12 protein-coding genes are annotated in these 15,518 nt (G+C 65.9%); all 12 read right to left on the reverse strand.

Features of this window, described 5'->3' with window-relative positions; translation table 11 throughout:
- Positions 1 to 92: 92 nt before the first annotated feature.
- Positions 93 to 2,576: a motility associated factor glycosyltransferase family protein gene (locus tag KAR29_RS08855; RefSeq protein ID WP_274372639.1), complete on the reverse strand. Its 2,484-nt coding sequence runs from the start codon at positions 2,574 to 2,576 to the stop codon at positions 93 to 95.
- Positions 2,573 to 2,803 carry a carbon storage regulator CsrA gene (gene csrA / locus KAR29_RS08860; protein ID WP_274372640.1) on the reverse strand — a complete coding sequence of 77 codons (231 nt, stop codon included), beginning with the start codon at positions 2,801 to 2,803 and terminating at the stop codon, positions 2,573 to 2,575. Before csrA ends, KAR29_RS08855 begins: the two co-directional genes overlap by 4 nt.
- The gene (gene fliW, locus KAR29_RS08865; RefSeq protein ID WP_274372641.1) at positions 2,803 to 3,285 is read right to left on the reverse strand and encodes a flagellar assembly protein FliW; all 483 of its coding nucleotides are present in this window, start codon (positions 3,283 to 3,285) and stop codon (positions 2,803 to 2,805) included. Before fliW ends, csrA begins: the two co-directional genes overlap by 1 nt.
- 16 nt (positions 3,286 to 3,301) lie before the next feature.
- On the reverse strand, positions 3,302 to 6,388 hold the full coding sequence (gene flgL, locus KAR29_RS08870) for a flagellar hook-associated protein FlgL (RefSeq protein ID WP_274372642.1): 3,087 nt from the start codon (positions 6,386 to 6,388) through the stop codon (positions 3,302 to 3,304).
- Positions 6,389 to 6,400: 12 nt separating this feature from the next.
- A complete protein-coding gene (gene flgK, locus KAR29_RS08875; RefSeq protein ID WP_274372643.1) occupies positions 6,401 to 8,905 on the reverse strand; it encodes a flagellar hook-associated protein FlgK in 2,505 nt (834 codons plus the stop codon).
- A gap of 14 nt (positions 8,906 to 8,919) precedes the next feature.
- Positions 8,920 to 9,366, reverse strand: a complete 447-nt coding sequence (flgN, locus tag KAR29_RS08880) for a flagellar export chaperone FlgN (protein ID WP_274372644.1) — start codon at positions 9,364 to 9,366, stop codon at positions 8,920 to 8,922.
- Positions 9,367 to 9,373: 7 nt separating this feature from the next.
- Complete coding sequence (gene flgM, locus KAR29_RS08885; RefSeq protein WP_274372645.1) at positions 9,374 to 9,673, reverse strand: flagellar biosynthesis anti-sigma factor FlgM; 300 nt, start codon at positions 9,671 to 9,673, stop codon at positions 9,374 to 9,376.
- Between the two features lie 60 nt (positions 9,674 to 9,733).
- Entirely contained in the window at positions 9,734 to 10,126 is a 393-nt protein-coding gene (locus KAR29_RS08890) for a hypothetical protein (protein ID WP_274372646.1), read from the reverse strand.
- Between the two features lie 965 nt (positions 10,127 to 11,091).
- On the reverse strand, positions 11,092 to 11,766 hold the full coding sequence (locus tag KAR29_RS08895) for a ComF family protein (protein WP_274372647.1): 675 nt from the start codon (positions 11,764 to 11,766) through the stop codon (positions 11,092 to 11,094).
- 1,762 nt (positions 11,767 to 13,528) lie between these two features.
- Complete coding sequence (metK, locus tag KAR29_RS08900; RefSeq protein WP_274372648.1) at positions 13,529 to 14,728, reverse strand: methionine adenosyltransferase; 1,200 nt, start codon at positions 14,726 to 14,728, stop codon at positions 13,529 to 13,531.
- 125 nt (positions 14,729 to 14,853) lie between these two features.
- Positions 14,854 to 15,288: a GNAT family N-acetyltransferase gene (locus KAR29_RS08905; protein WP_274372649.1), complete on the reverse strand. Its 435-nt coding sequence runs from the start codon at positions 15,286 to 15,288 to the stop codon at positions 14,854 to 14,856.
- Entirely contained in the window at positions 15,281 to 15,505 is a 225-nt protein-coding gene (locus tag KAR29_RS08910; RefSeq protein WP_274372650.1) for an alcohol dehydrogenase, read from the reverse strand. Before KAR29_RS08910 ends, KAR29_RS08905 begins: the two co-directional genes overlap by 8 nt.
- Between the last annotated feature and the right edge of the window lie 13 nt (positions 15,506 to 15,518).

Raw genomic sequence — 15,518 nt, forward strand, 5'->3', positions numbered from 1 at the left:
GGAAAGGCTTTTCAGGCATTCCTCCCCTCGATCGCAAGGAGTGGAGAGAGAAGCTGTCCTGTCTCCTTTTTCGGTTTTTCCGGTCCCGACCTTTAGGCCTCTTCCGGAAGGGGTTCGCCCTTTTCCTCGAGGATGGCGACGAGGTAGCGCCGCAGCACCTCCCGGGCGGCCTCCCCTCCTCCCTCCAGGGCCTCCCTGTCGCGGGAGAGCCCCTCGGCGACGGACTGAAGGAAATTCCTGTTCGCCTCCGTTTTTTCGCGGATGAGGAAGTCCTCAAGATCTTCGCGGCGGCGGCGGAGGAGCTCCGACAGGAGAAGGGGTATCTCTCCGTCGTCGGGGGCGTAGCCGTAGGCGTTGGCCAGACTGACGAGGGCCTCGTGGGCATGGCCCGTCCAGCAGAGGTCGCGGCCCATGAGGGCCTTGGCCCGCTCCTTGAGGAGTTCGGCGGCGGCCTCGACGGCGACGGAGCGCCCCTCGAAGCCTTCGATGGCGGCCTGGAAGAGGCGCGAGGCCTCGAGGTGGCGCCCCTCGCCGTGGAAGTGGCGCCCCAGGGCCCAGAGAAGAGTGGGCTCCCAGCGGGCGGCGACGGGATCGACGCGGGAGAGGAGGAAATCGGCCAGGACCGTCTCCTCCAGGTCGGGCCTGCGCTCCTGGGCTCGGGCGAGGAAGCCCTCCAGGGCCGAACGGATCGGCGCCTCCTCGGGAGGGCCGGCGATGCCCAGGTCGCGGAGGGCGTCGGCCGAAAGGGTCGAGGCCCTCATGTAGGCGAGCCAGTCGAGAAAGACGGAGGCGCTCCGCTCCTGGGCGTCGAAGAACTCCTCGTGGGAGCGGAGCCAGAGAGAGAGGTCCTCCTCCTCGCGGAGGTCGAAGCGGGCCTCGTCGCCGAGGAGGGTGGCCATGTAGCTCTGGCCGACGTAGGCCAGGACGGCGTTGGCGTTGGTCAGCCCCTGGAGCAGGTCGTAGAGGGCCGAGACCCGGCCGGGGAGGGCGTCGCCGATCCCGAGGGAGGCGATCTCGTTCAGGAGTCCCCGCCCCCGGGAGATCCGCTCCAGGGAGTCACGGAAAGTCCCCTCCAGGGCCTCCAGGGCCTGGCGGGCCGCCCGGGCCCCTTCCTCCCCCCGGCCCGATCCGAGGCCGCCGACGAGGGAGAAGCTGTTTTCCGGCGGCCGGCCGACGCCGCGGAGGTAGTCGGCCAGGGGGCGGACTTCGGTTCCGCCGATGAGGGCTCCCCCTTCGGTGCAGTCCCAGACCTTGAAGGGCATCTTGGGGATCATTTCCTCGAAGGTGTCGATGAAGAACTTCCAGACCTTCGTCGTCTCCACGGCGCCTCCCAGGGCACCGGGGACGACGAGACGCTGCTGGGCCCTTTCGACGCCGCCCGTGCCGTCCCAGGCCGTCTGGTTCGTGTGGGTCCTGCCGTCGTCGCCGAAGGCCAGGTCCTGGCCGACGAGGGCGGCCCTGTCGACGCCGAGGTAGGCGAGAAGGCCCAGGGCCATGTGGGCCACGGAGGCGCCCGAGGGGAGGACGACGCCGCCCAGGGCGCCGCCGATGACCTGCCTGTCGAGGTTGATCGACTCCTTGCCGACGACGGAAAGGCGCCCCGGCCACCGCCCGGCGATCTGGGGGAAGCAGACGGACTGGGCGACGAGGACGATCGACGCCAGAGAAGGCTCCCGGGCCTCGTAGAGGGGACGGAAGTATTTCTCGTAGGTCGTGGCCCCCCGTTCGAGGGCGCAGACGAAGTGGGGGCGGATCCCCTGGGCGGCCAGTTTGGCCAGAAGGGTGTCGGCGGCGACGATGACGAGGCGCTCCTCCATCCCCTTGAGGAGGTGGAGGTTTTTGTCCAGCGAGGGCCCGGCGGAGAGGACGACGCCGCTGTACCCCTTGAAGCGCCCCTTGAGGGGGGCCAGGGATTCGCGGAAGAGGATCGACGGGGCGGCCAGGGCCATCTGGCGGAAGCCCAGAAGGGTGTCCTCGGCCGAGTCGCCGAGGCGCATCATCTGGTAGGAGATGCGCCCCACGTAGCTTCTGAGGGCCTCGCGGTAGGCCTCTCCGGCCTGTTCGGCCTGGCCGGGGTGGGGATGGACGTCGAAGAGGCCGCCGAGGAAGAATCCCCTGTGGCCGAAGGCGGCCCTGAGGGCCTCGTCGATGAGGGCCTCGTCGCCGGCGGGCAGGAAGAAGCGCTCGAAGGGGGCCTTCCTGCCGAATAGATCGACGCTCTCGAGGATGAAAAGCATCAGGGGGAGGCTCGATTCCATGAGAAGGACGATCTGCCTGCGTCGGATCCGGTTGAGGATCCCCACGAGGTAGCGGGGCGTTCCGATTCCGGCCAGGACGAGGACGGGCTTTTTCCCCTCGGGCGTGACGTCGAGGGCCGCTCTGGGCTCGAAAAAGGGGCGGTCGAAGAAGCCCGACCACCAGCTTCCCCGGGGCGTCTCCTTCTCTTCGATCCTGAAGCGGGCGCCGGGGCGCATCGTCTCGCGCAGCCGGGCGGCCAGAAGGGGCTGACGCCCTTCGAGAACCTTCAGGTTGGCCTCCAGGGTGGGATTGGCTCGCGCCGTTCCTCTCTGGCTCACCGGTCTTCCCTCCTCTTTTTGAGCAGGTCCGCCGGGACGAAGGCGACCTGGGCGGCGCGGCGGTTGGCGAGGCGGACGGCGTCGACGAGCTCGCTGCGGAGGATGACGTAGTCGCGGGGGGCCTTGATGCCCAGGCGGACCTGGTCGCCCTTGACGTCGACGACGACGACTTCGATGTCGTCGCCGATGAGGAGCGATTCGCCCTTTTTGCGGGAGAGGGCCAGCATCAGGCAGGCCCCTTCCCGGCCGCCTCTCCCTCGCGGCGGCAGCTTTCGCGCAGTTCCGCCGGGAGGAGAGGGGCCTGGAGCGACAGTCTTTCGTCGTCGACGATGATCTGTCGGGCCAGCCGGCAAGCGGTGTTGACGACGATGGGGGCCCGGAGGTTGGCCGTGGCCCTCCAGGGTTCGTCGGCCGGGACGGAGACGACGACGAGAAGGGCGAGACCGTCGCCCGAATCGGTCCGAAGGAGGCTCAGGTCGGAGCGGACGATGTCGACGTGATAGTCGGGGAAGAAGGTCAGAGGCGTCGTCACGGGAAGGGCGACGTCGGCGTCGGCCAGGCTCTGGAGCCACTTGACGGGGTTGTCGTCGTCGCCGGCCAGAAGCCATTCCCTGTGGCCCTCGAAGCCGGGAATGCCCTTGGGGAAGGAAAGGACATCGCCCTCTTCGTAGCCGAGGTCGCCGAAACGGGAGGTCTTGAAGCTCTTCACGGGCAGGTCACCTCGATCAGCTGAGGAAATCGACCAGCGTGGGCTGGACGATGCGGGCGATGACGGCCAGGCTGGCCTGGTAGACGGCCTGGGCCATCATGAAGTTGATCGAGGCCTCGGCCAGATCCGTGTCGGAGATTTTGCTGTAGAGGCTCTCGGTGCTGGTGTAGTTGGCCACGAGGCGGGCCTGGCTCGTCTCGTAGCGCCGCGTGAGGGCGCCCACCTGGGTGCGGCAGCGGAGAAGGTTGTCGAGGAAGTCGTCGACCTGGCCCAGAAGAGTATCGGAGAGGCCCTCGCGGTCCTCGTTGCGCATGGCGTCGGCGATCTGATCGAGGAGGCCGAAGAAGTCCGTTGTCGTCTGATCCGAGCCGCTGCGGGTCGTGACGGTTTGGCCGTAGGGGCTGTTGCCCGCCTGGGCGCTGACGTCGGGGCTCTTTCCGTTCGCGGCGGGGTCGAATTCAAGGCCCGTCGCTTTACAGGAGACGGTGAAGTTGTACCCCTTGGGCGACGAGAGGACGAGACGGCCGTCGTCGGAGACGGAGGCCCTGATGTCCTGGCCCTGGAAGCGGGCGTTGATGAGGTCGGGCAGTTTTTTCAGCTCGTCGGCGTCGAGGTTGCCGTCGCCGCTGAGGTCGAGCTGGCGGAGGTCGACGGTGTGTTCATAGCCGGCGACGTCGAAGGTCATGGTGTAGTTCGTCGAGATGCCGACCGTCGTCGACAGGTCGGGCCCGCGGACGACGGTGCTGATACCGAAGGCCTCGGCGGCGTTGGTCGATATCCCGCCCACATCGACGGTGGCGGCGTCGTTGTCGTAGATGACCAGGGCCGATCCGTCCTTGGCGGCCAGGGTCAGGGAGGCGTCGCCGGAAGTGTCGAGGTCTCTGTCGATGTAGGCCACGTCGAGCCAGGTGCCGGCATACTGCTTTATCCGTTCGGCGATGTCCTTGAGGGTATCGCCTTCGGCCAGAGGGATGTCGATGGATCGCCCGCTCGACTCGATGCGGATCGTCCCCGAGCCGCCGGCGGAGACGGCGAGGGTCTCGTCGACGGTGGTGGAGATTCCGGCGCTGATGCCCAGGGCCTGGGCGATTCCGGCGCTGTAGTCGCCGAAGGCGGGGTCACCGAAGGATTCGTCGACGAAGCGCAGGGGCTCTCCGGTGGAAGTGTAGAAGGCGAGGCCCGCCGAGGTCTCCTGATACTGAACGAGGTACTGACCGTCGCTCCCCTTGCCGACCTGTTCCTGGATCTGTTCGGCCACCTTGGCGGCGTCGATCTGTCCGTTCGTGACGATGTCTTCGGGGAAGAGGCTGACGGAGTAGTCCTTCTCTCCGACGGTGACGGTCATGTAGCCGGGCATGCGCGAGTCGAGCCCCGTCCCCGCGGGGAACGTACCGCCCGTCGTGGCGTAGACGGCCGTAGAGAGACCCATGGACTGGGCCAGGGTCGAGTTGGGGCTGGCGCTGTCGGGGGCGAGGTCGAGGATGGTGACGGCGCCGCCGTCCTTGGCCCTGATGACGAGACGCTGCGTGGCCCCTTCGCTGTCGCCGCCCTCGACGGAGAGGGGGTCGCCTTCGTCGGTCTGGACGACGACGTCGAGCCATTCTCCGGCCACGCCTTTGATGCGCGCGGCCAGCTCCTCCAGGGAGAGAGAGTCGCCGGAGTTGATGAGGAGCTCGGCCTTGTCGCTGCCGCTTCCGATGTACCAGTGGACGGCGTCGGTCGCGCTTGGGCTGGTGACGACGGAGCCGCCCGAGGCGAATTCGACGGAGTGGAGCGACGTCTCCATGCCCAGACGGGAGAGGAGGTCGATGTGGCTCAGGTCGGCGATCTGATCTACGGTCGTCGACGATACCGTGGGCTCGTCGGCCGTGAGGCCGAAGAGGTCGAGGCCACTTCCCTCGGCGGTGAGGGTGAAGGTGTCGTCGGCCCCTTCGGCGGTGACGACGAGACGGGCCTCGACCGTGCCCGCTCCGTCGATCTTGGCCGAAAGGCCGTCGATGCCGTTGATTTTTTCGGCGACGACTTCGAGGCTGTCTCCGGCGGAAATGGCGACGACACTCGCCTCGCCGCCGACGGTGAGGGTCAGTTCACCGTCGGCGGCGGCGGAGAAGGGCACGGAATCGTCAACGGCGGCCCCCGTCAGGGACTGGTTGAAGGAGGAGAGATCCGTCTCCTGCCAGGTGGTGAGGGAGACGGCCTCGCCGGTGTGGCTGCTGATCTGGAGACGCTGGGTGCCCGCGGCTGTGTCTTTGATGACTTCGACGGTGACGAGGCGTCCGGCGTCGCCCATTTCGAGGGAGCTGTTGAAGATCGCGGCGATCTCGTCGAGGGTGTAACTCCCCACCTCGTCGGCGTCGCGGAAGCCGTTGTAGTCGGCCAGGTCCGACGTAGCCGTCGAGTCGTCCGTGTCGGTCCACTCCTTTTCGGGGATGCGGACCTTGACCGACCGGTCTCCGACGGTGATCTGGATGATCTCGTTGCGTCCCTCCCAGGTGAAGTCCATGGGGACTTCGACGCTGGTGACGCTGTAGGCCTCGTAGTCGACGGGGAAGAGCTGCCGTCCGTTGAGGGAGACATCGCCCATGACGCCCTGTTCCATTTCGAACTGGACGTTGCCCTCGTTGCCCACGTAGGTGATCTTGCCGTCGGAGCCAACGACGAAGGGAGCCGACGAGGTGGCGAGTCCCGCCAGGAGGTAGCGCCCCTCGACGGAGTAGTTGGCCGTGTTGCGGAGTTCTTCCTTGAGCTCTTCGATCTCCTGGGCGATGGCGGTCATGTTCGTGTCGGCGTCGTAGGAGCCGTTTCCGGCCGCGATGACCAGTTCGCGGATGCGCTGCGTCACGTCGGTCATCTGGTTGAGAGCCGTCTCGGTGTTGCTGAGCCAGGTGAGACCGTCTTCCATGTTGCGCTGATACTGAGTGTTCTCTCTCAGCGTCGTCTCCAGGGAGATCTGGCGGACGACGTCGACGGGATTGTCCGAGGGGCTGCTGTACTTCTTGCCCGTCGAGATCTGGCGCTGCTGGTCGAGCAGACGCTGAAGGTTGGTGTAGACGTCACCGAGGAAGACGTTCTGCATCATGCTGTTGGTGACGCGGTAGCTCACGGCTCCACCTCCCTAGCGGCCGACGTTGCCCATGCCGTTGATGACGCGATCGAGCATCTCGTCGATGGTGGTGATGTAACGGGCCATGGCGTTGAAGGCCTGCTGAAACTTGATGATGTCCATCATCTCTTCGTCGATGTTGACGCCCATGACGGACTGGCGCTGCGATTCGATCTGATCGGTGAGGGCCTTCTGGTTCGTGGACATCGTCGTGGCCCGCTGTCCCTGGGTGCCCAACTGGGCGATGAAAGATTCGTAGTAGCCGTCGAAGCTGGCCGTGCCGTTGGAAAGAACGGTGGCCTGTTTGAGCTGGGCCATGGCGAGGGCGTTGCTGCCGTCGCCCGATCCCAGGCTTTTGCCCGTGCCGTCGTCGCCCGAGGCGGCGAGGAGGCTGGGGTCTTCGAGGAGTTCGGCGCCGACTTCCAGCTTCTCCGCGGCCCCCTGGCGGGTGGCGATGGGGGTGAAGTAGGCCGTGCCGGTGACGTTTTCGTTGTCGCCCGTGCCGTGACCGGCGTAGTGGACGGCGTTCATCTCCAGGGCCAGGGAATAGGCCAGTTCGTCGAAGACGTTCATGTGACTCAGGAGGTAGTCGTCGCGGGCCGTCATGAGGCCGGCGATCTCGCCGCCCGTGACGGCGTGGCGGACGGTGGCTGTGGCGCTGCCGACGCTGTTGAGGTGGAAATTCATGCCCTGACTCACCTCCTGGAGCGTGTCGGCCCTGTAGCCGTTGGCCGACGTGACGAGGCGGGCCTTGCTGAAATCGTTGCAGTCCGAGAGGTAGGTGAAGTTGTCGACGGTGACGACGGCGTCTTCGGCCTTCTGGACGACGCTGGTCGATCCGTCGGCGGCGACGAGGCCCAGGCGCTGGGCGACGTAGAAGCTGCCCTGTTCGTCGCCGAGGACGTTGATGCGGGCCGCCTCGCCGATGACCTGGCTCTGGAGGACGAGGGAGAAGGTGCCGTCCGTCCCCTCCTCGATGGAGGCGACGAGCCATTCGTCGGGGCTCGACGGTCCCCCGTCGGAGCCGTAGGCGCCGTTGATCTTGTTGCGGATCGTCTCGAGGCTGTCCTCTTCGGTCACTTCGATGGTCACGACGGGAGCGTCGTTGGCCGTCTGGAGTTCGCCCGAGAGGAGATCCCCCTTGATGTCCGTCAGGGAGAGGAGGTGGTTGTCCGTCGATTTGAGGGTGAGGCGGGTGCCGTCGCTGTTGGCCGTGAGGCCCGTGTAGCCTCCGAGGAAGCTCTGGAGGTCGTCGACGGTGAGGTCCGATCCGGCCGTCGAGACCGATTCGGCTCCGCTGTTGTCGCTGAGGGTCCAGGTCTTGGACGTGTCGTCCCAGGTGACGTCGACGACGCTTTCGTTGTCGCCCCAGGCAACGCGGAAGCTGTACTCCTGCTGGCCCAGTGTTCCAGGGTTGGAGAGGACGACGCCGTCCTTCTGGGCCGCCGAGGTGACCTGAGTCCCCGAGCTGCCCACCTGGAGGGAGAAGGTGCCTTTGATGCCCAGCGCCTCGTCGGCGCTCTGGGGTTTGAGGCGCCCCAGCCCCGTCTCGGGGTCCGTCGCCTGGCCGATCTTCCAGGCCGTTTCGGTGGCGAGGCGCCGGATGGTGATGTCGTGGACGGCCTCGGGCGAGGACTGGCTGAAGCCGACGGTGACGACATCGGGGTTGTCGACGTAGTCGAAGGTGTTGCTTTCGATCTGGACGTCGTAGTAGCCTTCGTTGCCGGCCACGGAGGCGAGGACGAGGTGACGCGTCGTCCCCCCCTGGACGAGGAGCTTGCCGTCGATGTCGATCTTGAAGTCGCCGTCGCTGTCGTAGGCCGAGTCGGAGACGTTGATGTCGACGAGGCCGGCCAGATTTTCGACGAGGAGGTCGCGCCGGTCCAGGAGGTCGTTGGGGTTGCCTCCCGTTCCCTGGACTTCCTTGATGGTCACGTTGAGGGCGGCGATCTGGTCGATGTAGGTGTTGGCCTCTTCCACTTTGAGGGCGAGGTCTTCGTTGAGGGAGTCTCTGTACTGGCTGTAGTTGGTCGAGAGCTGGTTCAGGTAGGTGGTGAGGCTCTGGCTTTCCTCGAGGAGGGCATCGCGAACGGAGGTGTCGTCGGGGCGTTTGGCCAGTTCCTGGAGGCTGGACCAGAGGCTGTCCAGAGCCGTCTTGAAGGTGCCTCCCTCCTCGTTGGTCAGGGGCTCGTTGACGAAGAGCTCGGCGTAGTCCAGGGCCTCTTCGAGGGTCTCCCAATAGCCCTGGACGGAGGTCTCCTCGATGTACTGGGCGTCGAGAAAGGCGTCGCGGATGCGGACGATGGCGTCGACTTTGACGCCCGTGCCGAGCTGCCCCGCCGTCCAGGGATTGCTCAGGCCGACGTCGGCGTAGGGCGCCGTCGTGGAGACCTCGACGCGCTGCCTGGAGAATCCATCGACATCGGCGTTGGAGATGTTGTGGCCTGCCGTTTCCATGCCCTGGCGGTAGTACTGAAGGGCCCTCTTTCCCATTTCGAGGCCGGAAAAGGTGCTCATCGTCTCTGCCCTCCCTATCCTCGGGCGTCGAAGCCGCCGGAAAGAGGGAGTTTCCCCTGCAGACGGCGCCATTCCGAAAGGAGCATGTCGTTCAGCGTTCCGTTTTCTTCCACGAGGCGCGAGAGGATCTGCGTCTCCGATTTGACGGAGGCCACGGCGCGGGTCAGCTTTCGGCCCGCCTCGCGAAGGGCCCGGCCATCGTCGCCGCCGACGGAGTCGGCCAGAGCCGAAAGGCGGGGATCGACGCCGCGCTCGGCGGCGAAGGCCCGGGCGAAGGCGTTGCGCTCGAATTCGGCCTGCTGGGCCCTGAAGGCGGCCTTTCTCATCTGCCCCACCAGGTCCTGCAACGAATCGAGGCGCCCTTGACGGAGCGCCTCTCTCTGGCCGAGGGCGATTCCGACCACTTCGAGAAGGGCCGACGCCTCCTCCTCAAGGAGGAGAAGCATGTCGGCGGCGGTCACGGGCTCATCACTCCAGGTCTCCCAGAAGTCCCGCCTCAATGAGGCGCGAGGCCAGGCCGAGGGAGTCGACGCGGTAGGTGCCGCTCTCGATCTGATCTTTCAGCTCCCGGACCTTGTCGACGCGGACGTCGGGAATCGTTCTGAGCTCGCCGAGGGCCTTGGTCAGCTCGCGCCCGAAGGCGCTGACCTCGAGGCCGTCGCTCCCGCCTCCCTCGGCGGTTCCTTCCGCCTGGCTCTTCTGGCCCGTCCTGCGCTTGACGGGGTCGATGGCCCCGACGCCGTAGACTTTCTGGATGCGGTCGATCATGACAATCCCCCCACAGTCTTCCACTCTCAGTCAGGTTATCGGCCTAGACCGCCGCCCTCTTTAGCGTTCCAGCTTCTCCCGGCGGCGGCGGAGGACGAACATCTCGGCCGAGGAACGGCGACTCTCCCCTCCCAGGGCCTTGAGGCATTTGGCGCAGATGTGACCGCCTTCGCAGGCCTCCCCGCAGATCTGGCAGCGGCCCGTTCCCGTGCCGGGCCCGACGATCTGGAGGCGGCCGTCATCCTTGAGGGCCTGGATCTTGCGCTCATCGATACCCATTACGAGGGCCAGCTCGGGGACGTTGGGGGTGAAACGGGGGTGGTCGCGAAGGAAGTTGCGGACCTCGACGAAGAGAAGGTCGAGTTCGTCGCGGCAGGCCCCGCAGATCTGACGCCCTCCCTGGTAGACGTAGGCCTTGGAGCAGATGGTGCAGTTGCGAAGCTGGACGGTCATCGTCATTCCTCCCCTTATGTTTTCCCATCCTCGAGAGAGCGGCCTCTCCTCGCAAGGGGATCTTTTTTCACAGAAACGACGGGAGGCGAAGGCCCTTCCCGCATCGACGCCCGCCCCCACGAGTCCGTCAGGCCTGGTCCGACGATCGCCGATCAATATCCTTTTATGCTATCCAAAAGAAATCCCTTGCCATTGAAGTCGAATTTCCAGCCTCATCGACCAGGCCCGATCGGCCTTTCCCCGGGGAAATCCAGCAGACTCCCAGCCCGACGATCGCCGATCTAGGCTCTTTTATGCCATCTGAAAGAAAACAGTTATCCTCGAAGGCCCGCTCCCAGTTCCGTCGATCGGGCCTCAGCGGCCTTTTGTCGGGAAAGTCCAGCAGGCTCATAGCCCGACGATGGCCGATCTCTATCCTTTCATGCTATCTGAAAGGAAGCATTTGCCATCGAAGTCAAGTTTGAAGCCCTCTCGATCGGGCCTCAGCGGCCTTTCCCCGGGAAAGTCCAGCAGACTCATAGCCCGACGATGGCCGATCTCTATCCTTTCATGCTATCTGAAAGGAAGCATTTGTCATCGAAGTCACGTTTGAAGCCCTCTCGATCGGGCCCCAGCGGCCTTTTGTCGGGAAAGCCCGACAGGCTCATAGCCCGACGATGGCCGATCTCTATCCTTTCATGCTATCTGAAAGGAAGCATTTGTCATCGAAGTCAAGTTTGAAACCCTCTCGATCGGGCCTCAGCGGCCTTTTCCCGGGAAAGTCCAGCAGACTCTTCGGGACAGATTCCGTCGGATCCACGGATTCGAGTTCCCTTCGAATCGCCTCGCCGGTGCGGGTTCGAGTCAATGGTCTCCGCTTTCGGGACGCCTCCGGGCCAAGACGAAGCCTTCATCCTGTTTTAGCCTGTCTATCGGGGCCTCGAGGGAAGAGACGGCGCCTCTCTCCCGCCTTTCGCGAGGGCGCCTCAGAGGCCGTCGCGCCTCCCCTCCGATGCGGTCCAGACGACGAGGGCGGCGACGGAGGCGCCCGCGCCCTCGAGGACCCGGCGGGCCCTGTCGAGGGTGGCGCCCGTGGTGCAGACGTCGTCGACGACGACGAGCCTCCTGCCCGCGATCGACGCCGCTCCCTGTCTCCAGCGGAGGACGTCTTCGGGCAGATCGCGCCGCTGCGCGGCGCTGCGACCGGTCTGGCCGGGACGGCGGCCGGCCCAGGCGAGGCCGTCGACGACGGGCAACCGCCAGATGGCCGAGAGCCCCCGGGCGATGAGGAGGGACTGGTTGTAACCTCTCGGGCTTCCGCGATGGAGCGGCAGGGGGACGAGGCCGTCGGCGGCGGGAGCCTCGAAGGCCCGTCCCAGGGCCCGGCCGAGAGGCGGGCCGAGAGAGCGCATCCCCTTATATTTTAGCAGGAGAAGGAGTTCCCGTGGGCGACCTTCATGGAGGGCTCCGACGAAAAGAGGAGGGGCGCCGCCGTGGGAGGAACAGGGATAGGGACCGCGGCAGAGGGAGCAGAGGTTCATCGTCTCTCCGAGAAGGGCGTCGAGACAGTCGGGACAGACGACGGAGGCGATCCGGCCGCAGAGGGGACACTGGACGGGCCAGATGAAATGAAGGAGGATCTCCAAAAGGGTCGGGACCATGGCGGGAACCTCCTTTCCGGCGATGAGGTCGCCTCGCGTGACGATCCTTTTTCCGTCGTTGCAGCGGGGTGAGCCTCCGTTCCGGCCGGAAAGCCGCCGCCGCATCGCGGTCTTCCAGCCGGAACGCGCTTGTCCCGGCCCGCTTCGGAAGAAAGGAAAAGCTCCGCGCTGCCGCCGTCGCCTTTCCTGGGAGCGTGGGCATCCTGCCCGCGCCCGCCCCGAAGGGGCGGAGGGTTTCCCACGCTTCGCCGTCGTCATCAAGGTTACGACGTTCAAGCCGGGAAACCCTGCGGGACGAAAAACCCGTCCCGCGCGCCGCCAAGATGGCCGCGCTCCCAGCAAGGGCAAAACCCCTGCCACCGAGGCGGATCGGCGTTCCCGGCAAGGGCAAAACCTCAAGCTCCACGTCGCCGCCGTTGTCTTTCCTGGGAGCGTGGGCATCTTTGCCCGCGCCCGCCCCGAAGGGGCGGAGGGTTTCCCACGCTTCGCCGTCGTCATCAAGGTTACGACGTTCAAGCCGGGAAACCCTGCGGGACGAAAGATCCGTCCCGCGCGCCGCCAAGATGGCCGCGCTCCCAGCAAGGGCAAAACCCCTGCCACCGAGGCGGATCGGCGCTCCCAGCAAGGGCAAAACCTCAAGCTCCACGTCGCCGCCGTTGCCTTTCCTGGGAGCGTGGGCATCCTGCCCGCGCCCGCCCCGAAGGGGCGGAGGGTTTTTCTGCGCTTCGCCGTCGTCATCAAGGTTACGACGTTCAAGCCGGGAAACCCTGCGGGACGAAAATTCCGTCCCGCGCGCCGCCAAGATGGCCGCGCTCCCAGCAAGGGCAAAACCTCAAGCTCCGCGCTGTCGCCGTCGCCTTTCCTGGGAGCGCTGTCGTCTCTGCTCGCCTCGGAAAAGACAAAGAGCTCCGCGCTGCCGCCGTTGTCTTTCCTGGGAGCGTGGGCATCTTTGCCCGCGCCCGCCCCGAAGGGGCGGAGGGTTTCCCACGCTTCGCCGTCGTCATCAAGGTTACGACGTTCAAGCCGGGAAACCCTGCGGGACGAAAAATCCGTCCCGCGCGCCGCCAAGATGGCCGCGCTCCCAGCAAGGGCAAAACCCCTGCCACCGAGGCGGGTCGGCGCTCCCGGCAAGGGTAAAACCCTCGCCCGAAGTCAGGTTTTCCTGAAAGCGCGCTTGTCCCGGCCCGCTTCGGAAGAAAGGGAAAGCTCCGCGCTGCCGCCGTTGTCTTTCCTGGGAGCGTGGGCATCCTGCCCGCGCCCGCCCCGAAGGGGCGGAGGGTTTCCCACGCTTCGCCGTCGTCATCAAGGTTACGACGTTCAAGCCGGGAAACCCTGCGGGACGAAAATTCCGTCCCGCGCGCCGCCAAGATGGCCGCGCTCCCAGCAAGGGCAAAACCCCTGCCACCGAGGCGGATCGGCGTTCCCGGCAAGGGCAAAACCTCAAGCTCCACGTCGCCGCCGTTGTCTTTCCTGGGAGCGTGGGCATCTTGCCCGCGCCCGCCCCGAAGGGGCGGTGGGTTTCCCACGCTTCGCCGTCGTCATCAAGGTTACGACGTTCAAGCCGGGAAACCCTGCGGGACGAAAAATCCGTCCCGCGCGCCGCCAAGATAGCCGCGCTCCCAGCAAGGGCAAAACCTCAAGCTCCGCGCTGCCGCCGTTGTCTTTCCTGGGAGCGTGGGCATCCTGCCCGCGCCCGCCCCGAAGGGGCCTGAACAAAGGCCCGCCCCCACCGAGGCGGGAGCGGGCCTAGAGGTCCTTTTTGCTAGAGGCCGGCGGCGCGGCGCAGGGCTTCGGTCCGGTCGACCCGCTCCCAGGCCGGGAGCGGATCGAGGTCGATGCGCCCCATGTGGCCGTAGGCGGCGAGGCGGCGATACTGGGGCTTGCGCAGTTCGAGGTCGGCGATGATGGCGGCGGGACGGAAGTCGAAACAGGCCCGGACGACGCGGGTGATGGCCTCGTCGGAGATTTTTCCCGTGCCGTAGCTGTTGGCCATGATGGAGACGGGACGGGCGACGCCGATGGCGTAGGCCACCTGGATCTGACACCTTTCGGCCAATCCGGCGGCGACGACGTTTTTGGCGGCGTAGCGGGCCATGTAGGCGGCGGAGCGGTCCACTTTGGTGGGGTCCTTGCCGGAGAAGGCGCCGCCGCCGTGGGGCACGAGGCCGCCGTAGGTGTCGACGATGATCTTCCGGCCCGTCAGGCCCGTGTCGGCCATGGGACCGCCCATGACGAAACGGCCCGAGGGGTTGACGAAGATGTGCGTTTCGTCGTCGAGAAGTCCGGCGGGGACGACGGGGCGAATGACGTGCTCGATGACGTCGCGGCGGATCCGCTCCTGCTCCGCTTCGGGGCCATGCTGGGTCGAGACGACGACGGTATCGACGCGGAGTGCCCTCCCCTCCTCGTACTCGACGGTGACCTGCGTCTTGCCGTCGGGCCTGAGGTAGGACAGAAGCCCCTCCTTGCGGACCGTCGAAAGACGACGGGCGAGGCGATGGGCCAGGGCGATGGGCAGAGGGAGGAACTCCTCCGTCTCATCGCAGGCGTAGCCGATCATCATGCCCTGATCGCCGGCGCCGAGGCCGTCGAAATCTTCTTTGAGGAGCCCGTCGCGGATCTCCAGCGCCCTGTCGACGCCCTCTTTGATGTCGCCCGACTGTTCGTCGATGGCGGTGATGATGGCGCAGGTGTCGCCGTCGAAGCCGAATTTGGCGCGGGTGTAGCCGATGTCTTTGACGATCTCCCGGGCCAGGCGGGGGATGTCGACGTAACAGCTCGTGCTGATCTCTCCGGCGACGACGACGAGGCCTGTGGTGACGAGGGTTTCGCAGGCCACGCGACCGAAGGGATCCTGAGCGAGGATGGCGTCGAGGATGCCGTCGGAGACCTGATCGGCCAGTTTGTCGGGATGTCCCTCCGTCACCGATTCGGAAGTGAGGAGGAAGCGTTCTTTTTCCATGAGCCGGTCACAACCTTTCCTTTTGGCAGGTCGGCCGCCGGATGCATACGACAAAAAGACCCCAACGGGAGAGGGGGGCGGCCAATCACCGCTTATACCCCGAAAAGGGGGATCTGTCAACGGCCCTAAGAGTATTCGATGGGGACCCTCAAGAGCTGCATGTTGCCCTCTTCGGAGGAGAAACCCAGCCGCCGCAGAAAGGGACCGAGGTCGCTGGTGTAGGTGACGATGAGAGGAATGGGTCTGACGGCAGGATGATCGAGGGCATAGCGCAGGAGCGCTGTGCCGAGGCCCCTGCCCTGGTGATCGGGGTGGACGAGGATGTCCCAGAGGGAGCCTCTGAAGACGAAGTCGGTCAAAAGGCGGCAGAAGGCGACGAGGCGGTCGTCGTGGCGCACGGAGAAGCAGAGGCTGCTGCCCCGGATCATCCTGTCGATCTGCTCCAGCGAGCGGCTTTTGCCCCAGTGGGTGAAACGGTAGAGGTCGATGAGCTCGGACGGGGCGAGGGCAAGCTTGCTGTCGTAGAAGAGGTAGCCGTCCGGCTGAAAGGCCCTATCCAACGTCTCCGGCCCTTACGTATCCCTCGGCAACGCCGAGGGATAGGCCCTGAAGGATTTTCTTCAGGTCTCCCCGGGCGTCACTTTTCACGGGAAGCTGGACGATCTGGCCCGTGCCGCAGCGGGGGCATATCCAGGTGGTGCGGGCGACGCCGTCCCTATCGGGCGTGCCGGCGAGAATCTTCATTTCGCCGCAGAGTTGGCAGGCGACGATGAGCATGGCTCCATCTCCT

It is taken from the genome of Aminithiophilus ramosus, assembly GCF_018069705.1.
Lineage (GTDB): Bacteria > Synergistota > Synergistia > Synergistales > Aminithiophilaceae > Aminithiophilus > Aminithiophilus ramosus.

What these genes read in the sequence shown, in the direction of transcription:
- KAR29_RS08910 (WP_274372650.1), bottom strand. Translation starts at nt 15,505, where the DNA reads ATGCTCATCGTCGCCTGCCAACTCTGCGGCGAAATGAAGATTCTCGCC.
- KAR29_RS08890 (WP_274372646.1), bottom strand. Translation starts at nt 10,126, where the DNA reads ATGACCGTCCAGCTTCGCAACTGCACCATCTGCTCCAAGGCCTACGTC.
- flgM (WP_274372645.1), bottom strand. Translation starts at nt 9,673, where the DNA reads ATGATCGACCGCATCCAGAAAGTCTACGGCGTCGGGGCCATCGACCCC.
- metK (WP_274372648.1), bottom strand. Translation starts at nt 14,728, where the DNA reads ATGGAAAAAGAACGCTTCCTCCTCACTTCCGAATCGGTGACGGAGGGA.
- flgK (WP_274372643.1), bottom strand. Translation starts at nt 8,905, where the DNA reads ATGAGCACCTTTTCCGGCCTCGAAATGGGAAAGAGGGCCCTTCAGTAC.
- KAR29_RS08895 (WP_274372647.1), bottom strand. Translation starts at nt 11,766, where the DNA reads ATGGTCCCGACCCTTTTGGAGATCCTCCTTCATTTCATCTGGCCCGTC.
- csrA (WP_274372640.1), bottom strand. Translation starts at nt 2,803, where the DNA reads ATGCTGGCCCTCTCCCGCAAAAAGGGCGAATCGCTCCTCATCGGCGAC.